At 61.0% G+C, this 19,155-nt stretch carries 18 protein-coding genes and 1 pseudogene; 8 read left to right on the top strand and 11 right to left on the bottom strand.

Features of this window, described 5'->3' with window-relative positions; genetic code table 11:
• Positions 1 to 143: 143 nt before the first annotated feature.
• The 4 genes from mnmH to E1K68_RS10405 all read right to left on the bottom strand — a co-directional run bounded on the left by mnmH (position 144) and on the right by E1K68_RS10405 (position 3,407).
• A complete protein-coding gene (mnmH, locus tag E1K68_RS10420) occupies positions 144 to 1,247 on the bottom strand; it encodes a tRNA 2-selenouridine(34) synthase MnmH (RefSeq protein WP_003190305.1) in 1,104 nt (367 codons plus the stop codon).
• Positions 1,247 to 2,281 (bottom strand): selenide, water dikinase SelD, encoded by a 1,035-nt coding sequence (gene selD, locus E1K68_RS10415; RefSeq protein ID WP_057710154.1) that lies wholly within the window; start codon positions 2,279 to 2,281, stop codon positions 1,247 to 1,249. Before selD ends, mnmH begins: the two co-directional genes overlap by 1 nt.
• Positions 2,282 to 2,374: 93 nt before the next feature.
• Complete coding sequence (locus E1K68_RS10410) at positions 2,375 to 3,124, bottom strand: TerC family protein (protein ID WP_003190301.1); 750 nt, start codon at positions 3,122 to 3,124, stop codon at positions 2,375 to 2,377.
• Between the two features lie 31 nt (positions 3,125 to 3,155).
• Positions 3,156 to 3,407, bottom strand: a complete 252-nt coding sequence (locus E1K68_RS10405; protein ID WP_003190299.1) for a hypothetical protein — start codon at positions 3,405 to 3,407, stop codon at positions 3,156 to 3,158.
• 134 nt (positions 3,408 to 3,541) lie between these two features.
• On the opposite strand from E1K68_RS10405, the gene nhaR reads away from it, so the two are divergent.
• Positions 3,542 to 4,444 carry a transcriptional activator NhaR gene (gene nhaR, locus E1K68_RS10400; RefSeq protein WP_003190297.1) on the top strand — a complete coding sequence of 301 codons (903 nt, stop codon included), beginning with the start codon at positions 3,542 to 3,544 and terminating at the stop codon, positions 4,442 to 4,444.
• 4 nt (positions 4,445 to 4,448) lie between these two features.
• Here nhaR and E1K68_RS10395 read toward each other — a convergent pair whose 3' ends face one another.
• Positions 4,449 to 5,603, bottom strand: coding sequence for an MFS transporter (locus E1K68_RS10395; protein WP_003190295.1), 1,155 nt, complete (start codon positions 5,601 to 5,603; stop codon positions 4,449 to 4,451).
• A gap of 241 nt (positions 5,604 to 5,844) precedes the next feature.
• Between E1K68_RS10395 and sstT the strand changes: the two genes are divergently transcribed.
• Entirely contained in the window at positions 5,845 to 7,065 is a 1,221-nt protein-coding gene (gene sstT, locus E1K68_RS10390; RefSeq protein ID WP_003190294.1) for a serine/threonine transporter SstT, read from the top strand.
• 68 nt (positions 7,066 to 7,133) lie between these two features.
• On the opposite strand, the gene E1K68_RS10385 is transcribed toward sstT, so the two are convergent.
• Complete coding sequence (locus E1K68_RS10385) at positions 7,134 to 7,643, bottom strand: DUF1993 domain-containing protein (RefSeq protein ID WP_044273114.1); 510 nt, start codon at positions 7,641 to 7,643, stop codon at positions 7,134 to 7,136.
• Positions 7,644 to 7,759: 116 nt separating this feature from the next.
• Between E1K68_RS10385 and E1K68_RS10380 the strand changes: the two genes are divergently transcribed.
• Positions 7,760 to 8,410 (top strand): DUF480 domain-containing protein, encoded by a 651-nt coding sequence (locus E1K68_RS10380; protein WP_044273112.1) that lies wholly within the window; start codon positions 7,760 to 7,762, stop codon positions 8,408 to 8,410.
• Between the two features lie 530 nt (positions 8,411 to 8,940).
• Here E1K68_RS10380 and E1K68_RS10375 read toward each other — a convergent pair.
• On the bottom strand, positions 8,941 to 9,759 hold the full coding sequence (locus E1K68_RS10375) for a shikimate 5-dehydrogenase (protein WP_212614043.1): 819 nt from the start codon (positions 9,757 to 9,759) through the stop codon (positions 8,941 to 8,943).
• A 156-nt stretch (positions 9,760 to 9,915) separates the two neighbouring features.
• Here E1K68_RS10375 and E1K68_RS10370 point away from each other — a divergent pair, with 156 nt between their 5' ends.
• The 3 genes from E1K68_RS10370 to E1K68_RS10360 all read left to right on the top strand — a co-directional run bounded on the left by E1K68_RS10370 (position 9,916) and on the right by E1K68_RS10360 (position 10,993).
• Positions 9,916 to 10,290: a hypothetical protein gene (locus E1K68_RS10370; protein WP_019818659.1), complete on the top strand. Its 375-nt coding sequence runs from the start codon at positions 9,916 to 9,918 to the stop codon at positions 10,288 to 10,290.
• Between the two features lie 234 nt (positions 10,291 to 10,524).
• Positions 10,525 to 10,719, top strand: a complete 195-nt coding sequence (locus tag E1K68_RS10365) for a hypothetical protein (protein WP_003190284.1) — start codon at positions 10,525 to 10,527, stop codon at positions 10,717 to 10,719.
• Between the two features lie 91 nt (positions 10,720 to 10,810).
• On the top strand, positions 10,811 to 10,993 hold the full coding sequence (locus tag E1K68_RS10360; protein WP_003190283.1) for a hypothetical protein: 183 nt from the start codon (positions 10,811 to 10,813) through the stop codon (positions 10,991 to 10,993).
• Between the two features lie 3 nt (positions 10,994 to 10,996).
• Here E1K68_RS10360 and E1K68_RS10355 read toward each other — a convergent pair whose 3' ends face one another.
• Complete coding sequence (locus tag E1K68_RS10355; RefSeq protein ID WP_003190281.1) at positions 10,997 to 12,064, bottom strand: AI-2E family transporter; 1,068 nt, start codon at positions 12,062 to 12,064, stop codon at positions 10,997 to 10,999.
• A gap of 172 nt (positions 12,065 to 12,236) precedes the next feature.
• Here E1K68_RS10355 and yegQ point away from each other — a divergent pair, with 172 nt between their 5' ends.
• On the top strand, positions 12,237 to 13,550 hold the full coding sequence (gene yegQ, locus E1K68_RS10350) for a tRNA 5-hydroxyuridine modification protein YegQ (protein ID WP_212614042.1): 1,314 nt from the start codon (positions 12,237 to 12,239) through the stop codon (positions 13,548 to 13,550).
• A 23-nt stretch (positions 13,551 to 13,573) separates the two neighbouring features.
• On the opposite strand, the gene E1K68_RS10345 is transcribed toward yegQ, so the two are convergent.
• The 3 genes and pseudogenes from E1K68_RS10345 to E1K68_RS10340 all read right to left on the bottom strand — a co-directional run bounded on the left by E1K68_RS10345 (position 13,574) and on the right by E1K68_RS10340 (position 16,739).
• Positions 13,574 to 15,253 (bottom strand): methyl-accepting chemotaxis protein, encoded by a 1,680-nt coding sequence (locus E1K68_RS10345; protein ID WP_212614041.1) that lies wholly within the window; start codon positions 15,251 to 15,253, stop codon positions 13,574 to 13,576.
• Positions 15,254 to 15,310: 57 nt separating this feature from the next.
• Positions 15,311 to 15,397 (bottom strand): annotated as a pseudogene (locus tag E1K68_RS27760) (outer membrane lipoprotein carrier protein LolA); the annotation flags it as partial.
• A gap of 22 nt (positions 15,398 to 15,419) precedes the next feature.
• Entirely contained in the window at positions 15,420 to 16,739 is a 1,320-nt protein-coding gene (locus E1K68_RS10340) for a Na+/H+ antiporter NhaC family protein (RefSeq protein WP_164919368.1), read from the bottom strand.
• A 229-nt stretch (positions 16,740 to 16,968) separates the two neighbouring features.
• On the opposite strand from E1K68_RS10340, the gene E1K68_RS10335 reads away from it, so the two are divergent.
• Positions 16,969 to 19,116, top strand: coding sequence for a methyl-accepting chemotaxis protein (locus E1K68_RS10335; protein ID WP_212614040.1), 2,148 nt, complete (start codon positions 16,969 to 16,971; stop codon positions 19,114 to 19,116).
• Positions 19,117 to 19,155 lie beyond the last annotated feature (39 nt).

Raw genomic sequence — 19,155 nt, 5'->3', positions numbered from 1 at the left:
CGCATCGTGGTTACCGTCGGCTGCTACAGCCTACAAAGTTGTGTAGATACCTATGCTCATCGCAGGCAAGCCAGCTCCCACCTTTGTATGTATTCACACTTCAAAAGGTGGGAGCTGGCTTGCCTGCGATGGCGTCCGAAAGGTCACCCCACCCGGGTCGCCCGCTCGCGCAAATACTCCACCACCGCCCCCTGCTCCCCGGCAAACTCGATACGCGCGCCCTTGCTCTCGCGCTGGAACGCATACATCGGGTCGTAATACTCACGCAGCAAGCCTTCAATCCATACCCGGTGCAGGTCCACCGCGCCGCTGCGTGCCTGTTCGGCCAGGGCATCCTGTAACACCGTCTGCAGCCGTTGGAAACGCTCACCTCCCAGGCGCTTGTGAATATTGGCCAGGCTCTGAGTCAGGCGTTCGGCGAACAACCCCTGCCCAGCGTCACCCCATACGTCAATGAACTCGGCGCACAGATCGACGACGTAATCCTTCAGGATGCGCTCGACGCGACCTTCGACGCTGTCCTCCAGCCACACCATCGGAAACGTCTGCATCCCCTTGTGCAATGGCAATGGCAGCGCACAACTGCCGATCATACGGCTCTCGTCCTCGACCACAAACTGCTCGATACCGCCTGCGCGCTTCTTCAACAAATCCACGGCCAGGCGGTTTTCGAAGTCGATATTGGAGGGTTGCGCCGTAGCACGCTTGCCGAAGCTGGAGCCCCGATGGTTGGCGTGGCCTTCCAGGTCCAGGGCATTGCGCAGTTGGCCGAGCACTTCGGTCTTGCCGGTGCCGGTCATGCCGCCCAGCAGTACGAAATCACACTGGGCGGTCGCCTGCTCCAGGGTTTCCAGCAGGAAGGTGCGCATGGCCTTGTAGCCACCGCCGACGCGGGGGTATTCGATGCCCGCTTCGGTTTTCAACCATTGCTGCACGATCTGTGAACGCAGGCCGCCCCGAAAGCAGTACAGGTAGCCATTGGGGTTAGCCTGGGCAAACTGCGCCCATTGTTCGATGCGCTCGGCCTTGATTGCACCCGACACCAGTTCATGCCCCAGCACGATTGCCGCTTGCTGGCCTTGCTGCTTGTAACAGGTGCCGACCCGCTGGCGCTCATCGTCGGTCATCAGCGGCAGGTTAATCACCCCGGGGAACGCGCCCTTGGCGAATTCGACCGGCGCGCGGGTATCCATCATCGGCCGGTCGTTGAGGAAGATATCGCGGTAATCGGTGATGTCCGTCGCCATCAAATCACCTCAACCGCGTTGGTCTGTCGCTCCAGCAGTTCACCGATAGGCTCAAGGGCCAGGCCCAGCTCGGCGGCCACGGCGTGGAACTCGGCATCACCTTGCGGGGTAACGGCGATCAGCAGGCCACCGCTGGTTTGCGGGTCGCACAGCACGCGCTTGTGCAGCTCCTGCACACGCCCCAGTTTGCTGGCGTAGCTTTCAAAGTTGCGCAAGGTGCCACCCGGCACACAGCCCTGGTCCAGGTAATACTCAACCCCCGGCAAGCGTGGGACTTTTGCATAGTCGATGCGGGCGGTCAGGCCACTGCCGTCGGCCATTTCCACCAGGTGGCCGAGCAGGCCGAAACCGGTGACATCGGTCATGGCCGTCACACCGGCCAACTTGCCGAAACGGCTGCCCGGCTTGTTGAGGGTGCACATCCAGTCACGCGCCAGGCCGATATCCGCCTCGCGCAGTTTGCCCTTCTTCTCGGCGGTGGTGAGGATGCCGATGCCCAAAGGCTTGGTCAGGTACAACTTGCAGCCGGCAGTGGCAGTGTCGTTGCGCTTCATGTGGCGCTTTTGCACGATCCCGGTAACGGCCAGGCCAAAGATCGGCTCCGGGGCGTCAATGGAATGCCCGCCCGCAAGCGGGATGCCAGCCGCGTCGCACACGGCCCGACCGCCGCGAATCACTTCGCGGGCAATCTCCGGCGCCAGCACGTTGACCGGCCAACCGAGAATGGCGATGGCCATCAGGGGGTCGCCGCCCATGGCGTAGATGTCGCTGATGGCATTGGTGGCGGCAATGCGGCCGAAGTCGAACGGGTCGTCGACAATCGGCATGAAAAAGTCCGTGGTGGACACCACGCCGCGCTCGTCGTCGATGGCGTACACCGCCGCATCGTCGCGGGAGGCATTGCCCACCCACAGGTTGGGGTCGAGGTTCTGTGCACCGCTGCCCGCAAGGATCACTTCCAGCACCTGGGGCGAAATCTTGCAACCGCAACCCGCACCGTGGCTGTACTGGGTAAGGCGAATCGGCTCGTTCATGGGGGACCTCAAGCTATCAAGTGGGCCGATTCTAGCAGACAGCAAAAGGCCGGCTGGGCTCTTGTGAGCACAGCCGGCCTGTTTGTTCAGCGGTTACTGGCGCGCAGCGAGCAAACGTGCGTGCCGGTTACGCCGGGCGATGTTCAAGCATTCGATCGCCGCCGAGAACGCCATGGCCGCATACACGTAGCCTTTTGGCACGTGGGCGCCGAAGCCTTCGGCGATCAGCGTCATGCCGATCATGATCAAGAAGCCTAGGGCCAGCATCACCACGGTCGGGTTGTCGTTGATGAACTTGGCCAACGGTTCAGCGGCCACCAGCATCACGATCACCGAGACCACCACGGCAATGATCATGATCGGCAAGTGCTCGGTCATGCCCACGGCGGTGATGATGCTGTCGATGGAGAACACCAGGTCGAGCATCAGGATCTGGCCGATGGCAGCGGCAAAGCCGATGGTCACGGTGTTGCTGACGGTGGCCTTCTCTTCAGGCTCCGGGTCCATGCTGTGATGGATCTCGGTGGTTGCCTTCCACACCAGGAACAGGCCACCGGCGATCAGGATCATGTCCTTCCACGAGAACGCCTGGCCGAACACGTCGAACACCGGTGTCGTCAATTGCACGATGAACGCGATGGTGCTCAACAGGCCCAGGCGCAATATCAACGCCATGCTGATACCAATGCGCCGCGCCTTGGCCCGGTGCTTCTCTGGCAATTTGTTGGTGAGGATCGAGATAAAGATCAGGTTATCGATGCCCAGCACGATTTCCATGACGATCAAGGTCGCCAGTGCGACCCAGGCGGTGGGGCTGGCGGCCAGTTGTAAAAGGTAATCCATAGGTCAGTCCTGACGTTTTAGTGCTGGGGAGTTAGGTTTCTTTGGTGTCGGATTCAGCGTCATTTTCGGCGTCTTTTTCCTGCTTCTCAGGGCTGATCAAGCCCTGGGTTGCTTCACTCAATGCCTGCTCGGCGGCCTTGTGGGTGTCGTCGATGGCCTGCTTGGCCGACTCGGTGGCTTTGCCCAACACCTGTTGCGCGCTTTTCTCGACTTGATCACAGCCGCTGACCCCTATCAATGAAAGCGCAAGCAACGACGCCGCGCCCAGGGAATTGAGTTTCATGATGTATTCCTCGTTAGAACCATTGGGTCCAAATAGTGGCCCCTCGATAGCGAGGCATTCTATGTAGACGAACAGTTCAGGAAAATTCGTATTTTTCTCGCGTATACTTCGCTTTTTACGAAGTGTAGGTCGCGATGCTCAATTATCGACAACTGCATTACTTCTGGGTGGTGGCCAAGACTGGCAGCATCGTGCGCGCCTGCGAGCAGTTGAACCTCACGCCGCAGACCATCAGCGGGCAGATCAGCCTGTTGGAGCAGACCTTCGGGGTGGCCCTATTTCAGCGGGTCGGGCGCCAGCTTGAACTGACCGAAGCCGGGCGCCAGGCGCTGCCCTACGCCGAGCAGATGTTCCAGACCGGCAATGAATTGGAGGCGATGCTGCGCGCACAGCCTGACGAGCAGCAGATCCCGTTCCGGGTCGGGGTGGCGGATGTGGTGCCCAAGTCCATCGTGTACCGGTTGATCGCGCCGACCATGGAGTTGAGCGAACCGATCCGCATCACCTGCCGTGAAGACAAACTCGAACGTTTACTGGCCGACCTGGCGATCCAGCGCCTGGACCTAGTGATTTCCGACAGCCCCATGCCCACGCACTTGGACATCAAGGGCTACAGCCAGAAGCTGGGAGAATGCGGCATTAGTTTTTTCGCCACCCAGGCATTGGCTGACCAGCATGGCGGTGATTTCCCACAGTGCTTGCAGGGCGCACCGCTGTTGATTCCAGGGGCAGAGACCGTGGTGCGCAGCCGTCTGCAGCGCTGGTTTGCCGAACAGCAGATTCAACCGCGCATCATTGGCGAATTCGACGACAGCGCCTTGATGCAGGCGTTCGGGCAATCCGGCAGTGGGATTTTTATCGCGCCCAGCGTGATCGCCGATGAGGTGGTGCGCCAATATGGCGTGGCGCTGATCGGCCAGACCGATGCAGTGACCGAGTCGTTTTATGCGATCTCGGTGGAGCGCAAGGTCAAGCACCCCGGCATTGTGGCGATTACCGAAGGTGCCCGGCGGGAGTTGTTTACCGCCCTGCCCTGATCATTCAGGCGTTGAGCGCCGTGGGTTTGGCGGTCATCAGCCACAGTGCCAGCAGGATCGACAGTAGGATAAACCCCGAAGCGGCAAACCCCAGGCTGCCCAGGCCCAGGGTGTCGATGACATGCCCGCCCACCATGGCGCCCAGGCCAATGCCGAGGTTGGCCCCGGCAATGTTCAGCGACGCCGCAAACGCTGGCGCATGGGGCGCAGCCTTCATCAAGCGCACATGGCTGACCAGGAACATCGCCGCCTGGGTCACGCCCCACACCGCCATCGCCGCGGCCAGGCCGATGGTCGAGTGAATCGCAGGCACCACCGCCACCATGCCCGCGATCATAAACCCGCAGAACACCATGGACGCGATCAATGGGTGACGATCCACGGCACGTCCGCCCAAGGAGTTGCCGATCAGCCCGACTGCGCCAAAGCCCATCAGACACCAGCCCACCAACGTGCCGTCGAAGCCGGCCAGACGCTCAAGGATATCTGCCAGGTAGGTATAGGCGGTGAACATGCCACTGAATACCAGGATCGACAGCAGGATATGCCCCTGCATCACCGGGCTGCGCAGGATCTTGAATTGTGAGCGCAACGTGGCCTGCTGGTGCTTGGCCTGGGTGACCGGCAGGTAGATATACAGCAGCAACGCCTTGGCCAGGGCGATCACCGCGAGCACGGCAAACGCGGTGCGCCAGCCGAACATATCGGAAATCAGCGTGCCCACCGGAATACCAAACACGGTGGCGCAGACAATGCCGAAGCCGATTTTTTCAATCGCGCGCCCGGCGAACTCAGGGCCGACAATGTCTACCGCCGTTTCGCTGGCCAGGGCCCAGAACACTGGCAAGCCCAGAGCAGGGATCAAACGGGCCACGGCCATCACCCAGATATTCGGTGCCAATGCCGCCACGGTATTGGCCGCCGCAAACATGATAAGGATGCTGATAAACAAGCGCTTGCGCGGGAACCGCGCGCAATAGGCGGTGAGGAACGGGCCGAACGCGGCCACGGTGAACGCGAACAGTGTCACCAGCAGCCCGGCCTGGGACACGCTGACGTTCAGGTCCCGAGCAATCGACGGCAACAGGCCGACAATGACGAACTCTGTGGTCAGCACGGTAAAACCGGCGGCTGACAGCAGCAGGATAGGAAACAACATGAAAACTCCAGAAACGACGACATCAACGACAGCCCTAAGGGCTCGCTGAAGGAGAGGAAAGATGAGAGGGGTGAATCTTAACAGAACATGTCCGGATTTGACCAAGCCCGACTGAAACGGGTGACGGAATGCCGCAGCAAACAAGACGCTTCCCACAGCATGCTAGACTTCGCGCCTACTTCCTACAGTACTTTCTGCCTGCAATGCTGTGCCCTACTAAAAAAACTAGAGACAACTCTTTATGACTGCTGCCCCCTCCCTGTTGCAACGTTTAATGCGCGTCAGCCTGGTCACCCAAATTGTCATCGGCCTGATTGCCGGGATCGTGTTGGCCTTGCTGTTACCCGAGGCCGCGCGCGCCACTGGTTTTATCGGCAAGGTGTTTGTCACGGCGCTGAAGGCTGTCGCGCCGATCCTGGTGTTTGTGCTGGTCATGGCCTCGATTGCCAACCATAAGCATGGCCAGGAAACCCATATCCGCCCGATCCTGTTCCTGTACCTGCTCGGCACCTTTGCCGCCGCCGTGGTTGCGGTGGTCGCCAGCATGATGTTTCCGTCGTTCCTGGTATTGGCGACCCATGACGCCACGGTGAGCGCTCCTGGAGGCATTGGCGAAGTGTTGCAAAGCCTGGCGCTCAGTGTGGTGGATAACCCCGTCAGCGCGCTGATGAACGCTAACTTTATCGGCATCCTGGCCTGGGCCATTGGCATGGGCATCGCTATTCGCCATGCCGGTCAAACCACCCGTACGGTATTGGACGACTTGTCCAACGGCGTCACCCTGATTGTACGCGTGGTGATCCGCTTCGCCCCGCTGGGCATCTTTGGCCTGGTGGCCTCCACCCTGGCCACCTCGGGTTTCGGCGCCCTGCTCGGCTATGCCCACCTGCTGGCCGTGCTGATCGGTTGCATGTTGTTCGTGGCGCTGGTGATCAACCCGGCCATCGTGTTCTGGAAACTGCGCCGCAACCCCTATCCGCTGGTGCTGATGTGCCTGCGTGAAAGTGGTCTCACCGCGTTCTTCACCCGCAGCTCGGCGGCGAACATTCCGGTCAACCTGGCGTTGAGCAAACGCCTGGGCCTGCATGAAGACACCTACTCGGTGTCGATCCCGCTCGGTGCCACCATCAACATGGCCGGCGCCGCCATCACTATCACCGTGCTGACCCTGGCGGCCGTGCACACCCTGGGCATCGCCGTGGACATGCCTACCGCCGTGCTGCTCAGCGTAGTCGCTGCGGTGTGTGCCTGCGGTGCATCGGGGGTGGCGGGTGGTTCGCTGCTGTTGATTCCCCTGGCGTGCAGCCTGTTTGGCATCCCCAGTGAAATCGCCATGCAGGTAGTGGCTGTCGGTTTCATCATCGGCGTGCTGCAGGACTCGGCGGAAACCGCACTCAACTCGTCTACCGATGTGCTGTTTACGGCGGCGGCGTGTTTGGGCAAGGAAGAGCAGGCCGCTTAACACAGCCCCATAAAAAAGCCCGGTGCCATTCGCAGAGAACGGCACCGGGCTTTTTTGTATCTGCGGGTTTAAAACGCGCCCATATAGTCGCGCTTGCCCACTTCCACGCCGTTATGACGCAGCAGCGCATAAGTGGTGGTGACGTGGAAGAAGAACTGCGGCAGGCCGTAGGTCAGCAGGTAGGACTGGCCACTGAAGCGCTTCTCTTTCGGGGTGCCGGGGCGGGTAACGATCTCGATGCCTTCCTTGCCGTCGATCTGCTCGGGCTTGATGGTGTCGACAAAGGCCAGGACTTTGGCGATCAGCGCTTGCAGGTCGGCAAAAGTGACTTCGCTGTCTTCGTACTTGGGTACTTCGATCTCGGCCAGGCGTGCGGATACACCTTTGGCGAAGTCCACGGCGATCTGTACCTGGCGCACCAACGGGAACATGTCCGGGAACAGGCGCGCTTGCAGCAAGGCGTTGGGCTCGATGTTCTTGGCGCTGGCGTGGGCTTCAGCTTTGTTCAGCACATCGCTGAGGGCGTTGAGCATTTGCTTGAAGACCGGGATGGAAGCGGCGTACAGGGAAATAGTCATGACAGTCTCACGGTAATGGCGGGGTTGGAACCAGCCGCGATTATAGCCATGCCTGGCGCTTGTCTTTTATTTTTTCAAGCTTAGGCTAAGGGGCTTCACTGCATAGGGAAAGCGCGATGACCGCCGAGCACGACACCGACACCCCTGAGCCGCGCCTGAACAGCACGGAAATCCGCGTCCTGGGCTGCCTGATCGAAAAACAGGCGACCAACCCGGAAACCTACCCCCTCACCCTCAACGCCTTGGTGCTGGCCTGCAACCAGAAGACCAGCCGCGAGCCGGTGATGAACCTCAGCCAAGGCCAGGTCGGCCAGAGCCTGCGCGTGCTGGAGGGCCAAGGCTTCACGCGCCTGGTAATGGGCAGCCGCGCCGACCGCTGGGAACACCGTGTGGACAAGGCCCTGGAACTGGTGCCGGCCCAGGTGATCCTGACCGGGCTGCTGTTTTTGCGGGGGCCGCAGACCGTCAATGAGCTGCTCACCCGCAGTGGGCGCATGCATGATTTTGAGGATGCCGAACAGGTCGTGCATCAACTGGAACGCCTGATTGCACGAGGACTGGCACTGCTGGTGCCGCGTCAGGCGGGCCAGCGGGAAGACCGATATACCCATGCCCTGGGGGACCCGGCGGATATTGAAGCGATTATGTCCGCGCGGGGGAACCCAGTGGAGCGTAGCGCGGGTGCTGTTTCGGTGGAGCGGATTGAAGAGCTGGAAGCGCGGATTGCCGCACTGGAAGAGCGGCTAGCGCAACTGGAACAGGCATAACGCAGATAAAGATGTGGGAGCTGGCTTGCCTGCGATAGCCATAGGTATCGACACAATTCTGAAGTGATCAACGGTAACCACGATGCGAAGCGAGCCGCTCTTGCTCTTGATCTGCTTTTGATCTTAGGCGCCCCGTTAAACCACGCTGGCCGAACACAGGCTTGAATTCGTGGGTAACCCGGCAGGACGCCGGGTTAGCCGCCCCGCGCCATGGATGGCGCGTGGCGGCGGCCCACGGATTCAAGCCTGCGTTCGGGCACACCGAGCCCAAGCGAGGTGCCGAGTGGTGGGGCAAGAGCGTTTTGCTTACTTTGCCGCTTTTGCAAAGTGAGCCGCCGTCAGGGCGGAACCCTAAGTGGCCGTTACCGCAGAAATGGATATGTACTCGGTATAACAGTGTCGCCTGTCAGGCCGCCTTCGCGAGCAAGCCCGCTCCCACAGTTGGATCGTGGGGTGTCAGGTAGATGGGCGTCGCCTGACTCGCCGCCATCGCAGGCAAGCCAACTCCCACATTGGATTGGTGTAAGGCTTTAGCTGCGGGCGAAGGCCACCGCTGCCTCGAACTGCTCCTGCGTAGGCCGCACGCCGGTATAAAGCACAAACTGCTCCAACGCCTGAATAGCGATCACTTCCAGCCCGGTAATCACCCGCTTGCCCTGCGCACGCCCCCGCACGATCAACGGCGTTTCCGCCGGGATCGCCACCACATCGAAGACAGTCTCCGCCTGATCGATTGCCTCAGGCTCAAACGCCAACGCATCCGCCTCCGCCCCGCCAGACATGCCGATGGGCGTTACGTTGATCAGCATCTGTGGGCGCAGGCTGCCCAATTCCGCCTGCCATGCGTACCCCAGGTTCCTGGCCAATGCCTGGCCCGCCACCTCATTACGCGCCACGATCACACCATTGGCGTACCCCCCGTCACGCAAGGCACTGGCGACCGCCTTGGCCATGCCGCCGCTGCCGCGCAGGGCAAAGGTGGAATCTTTGGGCACCGCGTGCTTTTTCAGCAGTTGCTCAATGGCGATGTAGTCGGTGTTGTAAGCCTTGAGATGGCCGTTGGTGTTGACGATGGTGTTCAGGGAGTCAATGGCTTGAACCGAATCGTCGAGTTCATCCACCAAGGCAATAGCAGCCTCCTTGAACGGCATGGACACCCCGCAACCGCGCACACTCAGGGCGCGGATACCGCCGATCGCGCCGGGCAAGTCCTGGCTGCTGAAGGCTTTATAGTAAAAATTCAAACCCAGCTGTTCATACAGGTGGTTATGAAAACGCAGGCCAAAGTTCCCAGGGCGCGCCGACAGTGACATGCACAGTTGGGTGTCCTTGTTGGGGTGCATCTGCATGGATAACTCCTTGAAGTAAGCAAATCGGTACAGACCTTACACAACCTTTACCCATTGGCGGTGCTGTTTTCTCGAAATACGTTGTCTTAAAAGTATCCCCGCGACAATCCTTGAGTCTATTGATTGCAGACCACAAGCGCAGGGGCTAATTGAGGAATGACCATCATGCGTAAACTCCCCAGAATCGCCTTGCTTATCGGCGCACTCGCGATGGCCGGCCAAGCCTCCGCCCACGGTGGTGGTTGGGGTGGCCCGGCCGTGTTCGGTGCGCTTGTCGGCGCAGCAGTAGTCGGCTCTGTGGTTGCCAGCCAGCCGCGTGAGGTGTATGTGCAGCAACCGGTGTATGTGCAGCCGCAACCGGTGTATGCCGCGCCGCCGCCGGTCTACTACGCGCCACCGCCACCGGTGTATGTGCAACAGCAGGTTTACTACCGCCCGGCGCCCGTCTATTACGGCCCACCGCGCGGTTATTATGGGCCACCTCGCGGCTACTACGGCCCGCCTCACGGTTACTACCGCCATGGCTGGTAAGGTTTAACCCCGTTGACAGCCACAGGCCTCGCCCACACGCGGGGCCTTTTTTTGCCTGGGAAGTCCGGATTTATCCTGCCAGTGTCGCTGTGAGAACAACGCACGAGCGCCAATCCCACATCATAAGCGTCAAATATCCTCTTGATCGATTGCGGGCTGCGCTGTCATGTTTGCGTCACAAAACAGTCGCACTATCGACTCAGTCCAGCCAATAACAATTAAGGACGATTGACCATGCCCACACAAAACCCGCACCGCACCGCCGGCCTTTGCACTTCCAGCAAGGTCTACAGCGCCTTGACCGAACTCAAGCACCTGGAAGGCCATCGCAGCGCCAAGTTCCTGGCATTGTTGGCAGAAAACCTGGTGCGCAAGGGCCTGCTCAGTGAGCACGAAGTGGTGAACATGCTCGACCAGGTGGTGGATTAACGCCTGACATTGATGTCGACTATCGAGCCAGGTGATTTTTCCCAGGCGCCAGCAAACCGTAAGGTGACCTCCATAACGTTTGGAGGTACTTATGCCCACTGTTCAAATCATGTCCGTCATTGGTAGCGCCGTCCCCGCCCCGCTGCGCAAACTGGGCTTGCTCGCCTGCTGGTATGTGGTGCGCGATGGCGAGCCGATCAGCGGCCCGCTCACCTCGTTATCGGATGCAGAAACACAACGCCGGATGGCAACCGACTTCAGGCTAGAAGCCTGAACGTTACGGCAGCGGCAGCTTGACCCGCGGCTTGGTTTCGACGAACAACGCCCAGCACGACATGAACAACGCTGCCACCAGCGGCCCGATCACAAAGCCGTTAAGGCCGAACACCGACAGGCCGCCCAAGGTCGAGATCAGGATCAGGTAGTCGGGCATCTTGGTGTCCTTGCCCACCAGGATCGGGCGCAGCACGTTGTCCACCAGGCCGATCACAAACACGCCGAACAGCCCCAGCACCACACCCTGCCAGATCGAACCGCTCAACAGGAAATAAACTGCCACCGGCCCCCAGACCAGCCCGGCACCCACCGCAGGCAGCAGGGACAGGAACGCCATCAGCACGGCCCAGAGCAAGGCACTGGGGATGTCCAGGAACCAGAAGATCAAGCCACCCAGCGCACCCTGGGTCACGGCCACCAGCACATTGCCCTTGACCGTGGCGCGCACCACGCGGTTGAACTTGAGTTGCAGGCGACGCTTTTGCGGCTCGGCCAAGGGTACGGCTGTGCGCACCTTGCGTACCAGTTCCGGGCCGTCGCGCAGCAGGAAAAACAGCAGGTACAGCATGATGAAAAAGCTCACCAGGAAATCAAACGTACCCTGGCCGAAGCTGAACGCCTGGGAGGCAAAGAACTGACTGCCCTGCATCGCGCCCTTGACGACCTTTTCCCGCAGCCCTTCGAGGTTGCCCATGCCGAAGCGGTCGAGCAATTGCTGGAAGTACGGCGGTAGGACGTTCTTGAATTGCTCGATATAACCCGCCACGTCGAGTTTGCCGCTCTCGATGTTTTTGTAGAGCGTGGCCCCCTCTTGCACCAGTAGCGCACTGGTGATGATCACCGGCAGAATCGCGATCACCAGGCACACCGTCAAGGTGGTCAGGGAGGTCAGGTTGCGATTCCAGCTAAAACGCTGCTGCAGGCGGCGCTGCATCGGCGCAAAGATAATGCCCAGGATCACCGCCCAGAACACCGCACCGTAGAACGGCAGCAATATCCAGATAAAAGCCACGGTGACCAAGGCCAGTAGCAGCAACAGGGTCTTGAATTGCAGGTTGGTTTGATTCATGTCCGGTCCATGTCAGAAAAACAGGGCCGATGGCGGCCCTGTTGCTTAGTCCGCAGCCAAACGCGGGAGTGCCCTGGTTTATCGAACAAGCATAGATCGCGTTATTTAGACCTGGGTCAATATCCCGTTATCGCTCCAGCACTACCCTCGCGCCTTTTTGCGACCCACACCCATGCGCCCGATAACTGCCCCCGAACTGCTCGCTCCCGCCGGCACCCTGAAAAACATGCGCTACGCCTTCGCCTACGGTGCCGACGCGGTCTATGCCGGCCAGCCGCGCTACAGCCTGCGGGTGCGCAATAACGAGTTCGACCACGCCAACCTGGCCCTCGGCATCCAGGAAGCCCATGACCAGGGCAAGCGCTTTTACGTGGTGGTGAACATTGCGCCGCACAACGCCAAGCTCAAGACCTTCCTCAAAGACCTTGCGCCCGTGATCGCTATGGGCCCGGATGCGCTGATCATGTCCGACCCGGGGTTGATCATGCTGGTGCGCGAGCACTTCCCGCAGATGCCAATCCACCTGTCGGTACAGGCCAATACGGTGAACTGGGCCAGCGTGGCGTTCTGGCAGCAACAAGGCATTTGCAGGGTGATTCTGTCGCGGGAGCTGTCCCTGGAAGAGATCGGCGAAATCCGCCAGCAGGTGCCGGCCATGGAGTTGGAGGTGTTTGTGCATGGCGCCTTGTGCATGGCCTATTCCGGGCGGTGCCTGCTGTCGGGCTATATGAACAAGCGCGATGCCAACCAGGGCAGTTGCACCAATGCCTGCCGCTGGAAATACCAGGCCACGCCGGCAGTGGAGAATGTCACGGGGGATATCGTCCATGAATATCAACCCACATTGGGCATCGGCACGCCCACCGATCAGGTGTTCCTGCTACAAGAAACCAATCGCCCCGATGAACCCATGCCCGCCTTCGAAGACGAACACGGCACCTACATCATGAACGCCAAGGACCTGCGAGCCGTGCAGCATGTGGAGCGCCTGGCACAGATGGGCGTGCATTCGTTAAAGATCGAAGGCCGCACCAAATCGCACTTCTACTGCGCGCGCACCACCCAGGTGTACCGCCAGGCCATCGATGACGCAGTGGCCGGGCGCGCGTTTGACCGCGGCTTGATGACCAACCTCGAATCACTGGCCCAGCGTGGCTACACAGAAGGTTTCCTGCGCCGCCACGTGCATGACGAATACCAGAACTACCAGAACGGCAGCTCGGTTTCCGAACGCCAGCAGTTTGTCGGGGAACTGACCGGCGAGCGTCGTGGCGCGTTGGCCGAGGTGAAGGTGAAGAATCGCTTTGCGCTGGGCGATCATCTGGAGTTGATGACGCCCGCTGGCAATTTTCACTTTGACTTGCCGAGCCTGCATAACGCCAAGGGCGAAAGCATCGAGGTGGCGCCGGGGGACGGGCATACGGTGTATGTGCCGATTCCGGCGCAGATGGACCTGCGCTTTGGCTTGCTGATGCGCGACGTTTAAACCCTGCCATGGGGTTGAATGGATCAGATCCTGAACTGGCCCACCAACTGCCCGAGGCGCTGGCCCAGGTCGGCCAGGCTGCGAGACGTCTGAGCGCCCAGTTGGGTTTCATCCGCCACGCTGTCTACCGCTACGGCAATCTGATGCACGCTGCGGTTGATCTCTTCCGCGACGGCGGTCTGCTCTTCGGCGGCGCTGGCGATCTGGGCGTTCATTGAATTAATGGTGCCAATCAGTTGCGCCATGGTGTCCAGAGACGCGCCGGCTTGGTTGGCCTGGGCCGAGGTGCCGTCGCCGGCATCGCTGGAGCGGCGCATAGCGTCCACAGCCGCCTCGGTGCCTTTTTGCAGGCGATCGATCATGCCCTGAATTTCCTGAGTGCTGGTTTGGGTGCGACTGGCCAGGGCACGCACTTCATCGGCGACCACGGCAAAGCCACGCCCAGCCTCCCCGGCCCGTGCGGCCTCGATGGCAGCGTTGAGCGCCAACAAGTTGGTTTGCTCGGCGATGGAGCGGATCACGCCGAGCACACTGACGATTGACGACACATCCTGCTGCAGACTGTCCAGGGACACGCCGCTGCTGCGGATGTCGTTCACCAGCGCATGGATCTGCGCGATGCTACCGTCCACCACGCGCTTGGCGGCCTGGCCTTCGGCGTCGGTCTGCTGCGCAGCGACGGCGGCGCCCTGGGCACTGCGTGCCACTTCGTGGGCAGCCGAGGACATCTGGTTGATCGCGGTGGCCACCTGGTCGGTCTCGTGGCGCTGGCGTTCCATGGCCTGCTCGGAGCGCTGGGCCTGGTCGGACACCTGGCTCACCAACCCGGTGAGCTGAACGGTCATGTCAGTGATCTGGCGCACCAGGCCTTGGATTTTATCGACAAAGCGGTTGAATGCACCGGCCAGGTCGCCGAGTTCATCCTGGCTGGTGATGGCCAGGCGGCGGGTCAGGTCGCCTTCACCCGCCGCGATGTCATCGAGGTTGGCTTTCATCAGGTGCAGCGGACGCAAGATGGTATTGGCTAGCAACATGCCCACGGCGGCGATCACCAGCAACACCACCACGGCCACACCGAGGATGCTCAGCAGCACGCCTTGCATGCGTGTCTCGACTTTAGCCTGCACCACCGCCACCTGGGCGTCGATGCCATCGAGGTTCACCGAGGTGCCGATCACCATGTCCCACTTGGGCAGGTACTCGGTATAGCCGAGCTTGGGCACCAGTTCGGTCTGGCCGGGCTGGGTCGAACTGTATTGCAGGTAGTGGGTGCCGTCCTTGCCGACCTTGACCAGGTCGCGGTTGACGTAGACGCCGTTAGGGTCGCGGTTGTCCTTGAAGCTTTTGCCCACTCCGTCCGGGCTGTTACCCTTGAACAGGCGGATGGTTTCGGAGTCGTAGCCGAAGAAATAGCCGTCTTTGCCGTAGCTGGTATTGGATAACAACTTGACCACCTGCGCCCGCGCCGCGCTGTCGCCGGGGGCTGCCGCGTCGTAGAGCGGCTTGATGGTGGTCATGGCCACCTCGACATAACCTTGCAGGGTGGCCTTGGCGTCGTTGAGCAGGCGCTGGCGGGTTTCATCCACTTCGTTGCGGGCCTGGCCCTGCAGAATCCACACGGTGGTCAGGCTGATGACCACGGCAAACAACAACACCGGCACGACAGCAAGGGCCAGGACTTTGGCCTTCAAACTCAGACGCATGGCTTTTCTCTCTTGTTAGTGGCGACTTGAGAGGTTAACGGCCATGTGAGCGATTTCTGTAGGAGCGAGCTTGCTCGCGAAGAACCTGAGAGCACTGCGGGGTGCCAGGTTGCCCGCGTTATCGTTGACGCTTTTCGCGAGCAAGCTCGCTCCTACAGGAACCTCGTCAGAGCGTCATCGCGGCCAGCCAGCCGAACGCCAGCAGCGGCAGGTTGTAGTGCAGGAAGGTCGGCACCACGGTGTCCCAGATGTGGTGGTGCTGGCCGTCGATATTCAGGCCGGAGGTGGGCCCGAGGGTAGAGTCCGAGGCGGGCGAACCGGCGTCGCCCAAGGCACCGGCGGTACCAACGATGCACACGATGGCCACCGGGCTGAAGCCCAACTGCACACACAGCGGCACGAAAATCGCCGCGAGGATCGGCACCGTGGAAAACGACGAGCCGATGCCCATGGTCACCAACAACCCCACCAGCAGCATCAACAACGCGCCGACGCCCCGGCTATGGCCGATGAACGCCGCCGAGGTTTGCACCAGCGAGTTCACGTCACCGGTGGCCTTGAGCACTTCGGCAAAGCCTGAGGACGCGATCATGATGAAGCCGATCATCGCCATCATCTTCATGCCTTCGGTGAACAGGTCATCGGTGTCGCGCCAGCGCACGATGCCCGACACCGAGAAGATCAGGAAGCCGGCCAGGGCACCGATGATCATCGAGTCCAGCCACAACTGGATGATGAACGCCGAGGCAATCGCCAGACCGGCCACCAGCAGGGTCAGCGGGTTGTACTGCACCGCCACTTGCTCGACACGCTCGATTTTCTTCAGGTCGTACACACGCTTTTTGCGGTAGCTGATCAACACCGCCACCAGCAGGCCGACCACCATGCCCAGCGCCGGCAGGCCCATGGCGTGGGTGACATTCACCCCGCTGATATCCACCCCGCTCTTGGCGACGTTGGCCAGCAGGATCTGATTGAGGAAGATATTGCCAAAGCCCACCGGCAGAAACATGTACGGGGTGATCAGGCCGAAGGTCATCACACAGGCGATCAGGCGACGGTCCAGTTGCAGCTTGGTCAGCACATACAACAGCGGCGGTACCAGCAGCGGAATAAACGCAATGTGGATCGGCAAGATGTTCTGCGAGGCAATCGCCACCACCCACAACAGGCCGATCAACAGCCATTTGACGTGGTTGCCACCGCTGGCGTCCTGGCGGTCCACCAGCAGCAAGGCTTTGTCCGCCAAGGCATGGGCCAGCCCGGACTTGGCAATCGCCACGGCGAAAGCTCCGAGCAATGCGTAGGACAAGGCCACGGTTGCGCCGCCGCCCAGCCCGCCGTTGAAGGCCTTGAGCGTGGCCTCGATACCCAGGCCACCGGTCAAGCCACCCACCAGGGCGCCGACGATAATGGCGATGACCACATGCACGCGGGACAGGCTGAGTACCAGCATGGTGCCGACCGCGGCGATGACTGCGTTAATCATGGTTACCTCAAGCAGAGACAAAAAAGACAGGCATGCCCGCGCGCGGCCCATGGGAACAGCTGCCGGCGTGCAGGCTTGAAAGAGGTCTTATTAGAGGGCGCGCACTTTGCAGGAGCTGGGCTGTCATGTCAAAAACTGTGGTGAGGCAAAGCCCTCTGCACAGATAAAGAATTACAGGCACTGGCCGATACGCTGTCTCTATGTGCTTTCAGGTAAGGATGTCCCGATGTCGCTCAGGCAGCTCTCCATTCAATGGAAAATCACCCTGCTGGCGGGCCTGTGCCTGCTGGGGATCGTGACCCTGCTGGTGGGTCTGTCGCTGTATCGCATGGCGCAGAGCTCGCAGCAGGTCAAGGCGTCCAGCATGCAGATGCTCGACGAAGCCGCCCAGTCGCGCATTGAAGCCCAAGGCGAAGTGCAGGCGCTGGGCATTCGCCAGCAGTTCATGGATGCCTACCAGTACGGCCATGGCTTTTCCCGCCAGGTGCTGTTTTTGCGCGAACAGGCCGAGAAGCGCTTTCTCGATGCCTTCGACACCCGTGAAGACCTGACGCGCCAGGTCAAGGCCGCCCTGCAGGCCAACCCAGACCTGCTCGGCCTGTCCCTGGTGTTCGAAGCCAATGCGCTGGACGGCAAAGACGAACTGTTCGCCAACCAGGCGGAACTGGGCAGCAATGACAAAGGCCGTTTCGCGCTGTACTGGTCGCAACCAACACCGGGGAAAATCACCTCGATGGCGCTGCCCGAGAGCGACATGGCCGACACCTCCATCGGCCCCAGCGGTGAAAAGGCCAACGCCTGGTTCACTTGCCCACGCACGACCCTCAAGCCCTGCGTGATCGAGCCCTACTTCTATGTGATCGACGGCCAGAACGTGCTGATGACCAGCATCGTGTTCCCGCTGATGGTCAATGGCAAAGTCATCGCCTCGCTGTCGGTGGACATCAACCTCAACAGCCTGCAGGCGGTCAGCCAACAGGCCAGCCAGAAACTGTACGACGGCCAGACCCAGGTCAGCATCCTCAGCCCGACCGGCTTACTGGCCGGCTACAGCCCGGATGCCAGCAAACTCAGCCAACGCCTGGAGCAGGTCGACCCGGCCAGCGGCGCTCAGTTGATCAGTGCCTTGGCCAGCAGTACCCAGACCCACAGCCTGCGCACCGACCATCAACTCAAGGTACTGGCGCCTTTTGCACCGATTCCCGGCGGTAAGGCCTGGGGCGTATTGCTGGATGTACCGGAACAAGTCCTGGTCGCCCCCGCCGAAGCGCTGAAAAACCAGCTGGACGCCGACAACGCCAAAGGCACCTTGCTGGAACTGGGCCTGGGCCTGCTAGCCGCCGTGGTCGGCTTGATCCTGGTGTGGCTGATGGCGCGCAGCGTGACCCGGCCAATCCTTGGCGTGGCGCACATGCTTGAAGACATTGCCAGCGGCGAAGGCGACCTGACCCGGCGCCTGGCCTATGCCAAACAGGATGAACTGGGCCAATTGGCCGGCTGGTTCAACCGCTTCCTCGACAAGCTGCAGCCGATCATTGCCGAGGTCAAACGCTCGGTGCAGGACGCCCGCGGCACCGCCGACCAATCCGCAGCCATTGCCACGCAAACCAGCGCCGGCATGGAGCAGCAGTACCGCCAGGTGGACCAGGTGGCCACCGCGTCCCACGAAATGAGCGCCACCGCCCAGGATGTGGCCCGCAGCGCCGCCCAAGCGGCCCAAGCCGCCCGGGATGCCGACCAGGCGACCCGCCAAGGCTTGACGGTTATCGACCGCACCACCGTCAACATTGGCGAGCTCGCCGCCGACATGAGCACTGCCATGGCCCAGGTAGAAGGCTTGGCCGCCAACAGCGAACAGATCGGCTCGGTGCTCGAAGTGATTCGCGGCATCGCCGAGCAAACCAACCTGTTGGCGCTCAACGCTGCCATCGAAGCCGCTCGCGCCGGTGAAGCCGGCCGCGGTTTTGCCGTGGTCGCCGACGAAGTGCGTAACCTGGCGCGGCGCACCCAGGAATCGGTGGAAGAAACCCGCCTGGTGATCGAACAATTGCAAACCGGTACCAGCGACGTGGTCGGCTCCATGGGCAACAGCTATCGCCAGGCCCAGGGCAGCGTCGAACAGGTGGGCCAGGCCGTGACGGCCTTGCGCCAGATTGGCGATGCGGTCACGGTGATCAGCGACATGAACCTGCAAATCGCCAGCGCCGCCGAAGAGCAAAGCGCGGTGGCCGAAGAGATCAACAGCAACGTGGCGACCATTCGCGATGTGACCGAGTCATTGTCGGAGCAGGCCAATGAGTCGGCGCGGGTCAGCCAGGCGTTGAACAGTCTGGCGAATCAGCAGCAGGGGTTGATGGATCAGTTCAGGGTCTGAATGTAGCAAGGCTTTTCTGTGGGAGCCGGGCTTGCCCGC

Origin of the sequence: Pseudomonas sp. B2021 (assembly GCF_018135665.1) — a bacterium.
Classification (GTDB): Bacteria; Pseudomonadota; Gammaproteobacteria; order Pseudomonadales; family Pseudomonadaceae; genus Aquipseudomonas; species Aquipseudomonas lactis.
Note: the sequence above shows the minus strand (reverse complement) of the source record. Positions and strands in the feature narration are given on the sequence as shown.

Bases quoted from the DNA above. Each gene is read 5' to 3' on its own strand.
- E1K68_RS10370 (WP_019818659.1), top strand. From the start codon at position 9,916: ATGACCATCATGCGTAAACTCCCCAGAATCGCCTTGCTTATCGGCGCA.
- yegQ (WP_212614042.1), top strand. From the start codon at position 12,237: ATGCGCCCGATAACTGCCCCCGAACTGCTCGCTCCCGCCGGCACCCTG.
- E1K68_RS10395 (WP_003190295.1), bottom strand. From the start codon at position 5,603: ATGTTGTTTCCTATCCTGCTGCTGTCAGCCGCCGGTTTTACCGTGCTG.
- E1K68_RS10385 (WP_044273114.1), bottom strand. From the start codon at position 7,643: ATGACTATTTCCCTGTACGCCGCTTCCATCCCGGTCTTCAAGCAAATG.
- E1K68_RS10375 (WP_212614043.1), bottom strand. From the start codon at position 9,759: ATGCAGATGCACCCCAACAAGGACACCCAACTGTGCATGTCACTGTCG.
- E1K68_RS10335 (WP_212614040.1), top strand. From the start codon at position 16,969: ATGTCGCTCAGGCAGCTCTCCATTCAATGGAAAATCACCCTGCTGGCG.
- sstT (WP_003190294.1), top strand. From the start codon at position 5,845: ATGACTGCTGCCCCCTCCCTGTTGCAACGTTTAATGCGCGTCAGCCTG.
- E1K68_RS10405 (WP_003190299.1), bottom strand. From the start codon at position 3,407: ATGAAACTCAATTCCCTGGGCGCGGCGTCGTTGCTTGCGCTTTCATTG.
- E1K68_RS10360 (WP_003190283.1), top strand. From the start codon at position 10,811: ATGCCCACTGTTCAAATCATGTCCGTCATTGGTAGCGCCGTCCCCGCC.
- E1K68_RS10345 (WP_212614041.1), bottom strand. From the start codon at position 15,253: ATGCGTCTGAGTTTGAAGGCCAAAGTCCTGGCCCTTGCTGTCGTGCCG.
- E1K68_RS10410 (WP_003190301.1), bottom strand. From the start codon at position 3,124: ATGGATTACCTTTTACAACTGGCCGCCAGCCCCACCGCCTGGGTCGCA.
- E1K68_RS10365 (WP_003190284.1), top strand. From the start codon at position 10,525: ATGCCCACACAAAACCCGCACCGCACCGCCGGCCTTTGCACTTCCAGC.
- selD (WP_057710154.1), bottom strand. From the start codon at position 2,281: ATGAACGAGCCGATTCGCCTTACCCAGTACAGCCACGGTGCGGGTTGC.
- nhaR (WP_003190297.1), top strand. From the start codon at position 3,542: ATGCTCAATTATCGACAACTGCATTACTTCTGGGTGGTGGCCAAGACT.
- mnmH (WP_003190305.1), bottom strand. From the start codon at position 1,247: ATGGCGACGGACATCACCGATTACCGCGATATCTTCCTCAACGACCGG.
- E1K68_RS10380 (WP_044273112.1), top strand. From the start codon at position 7,760: ATGACCGCCGAGCACGACACCGACACCCCTGAGCCGCGCCTGAACAGC.
- E1K68_RS10355 (WP_003190281.1), bottom strand. From the start codon at position 12,064: ATGAATCAAACCAACCTGCAATTCAAGACCCTGTTGCTGCTACTGGCC.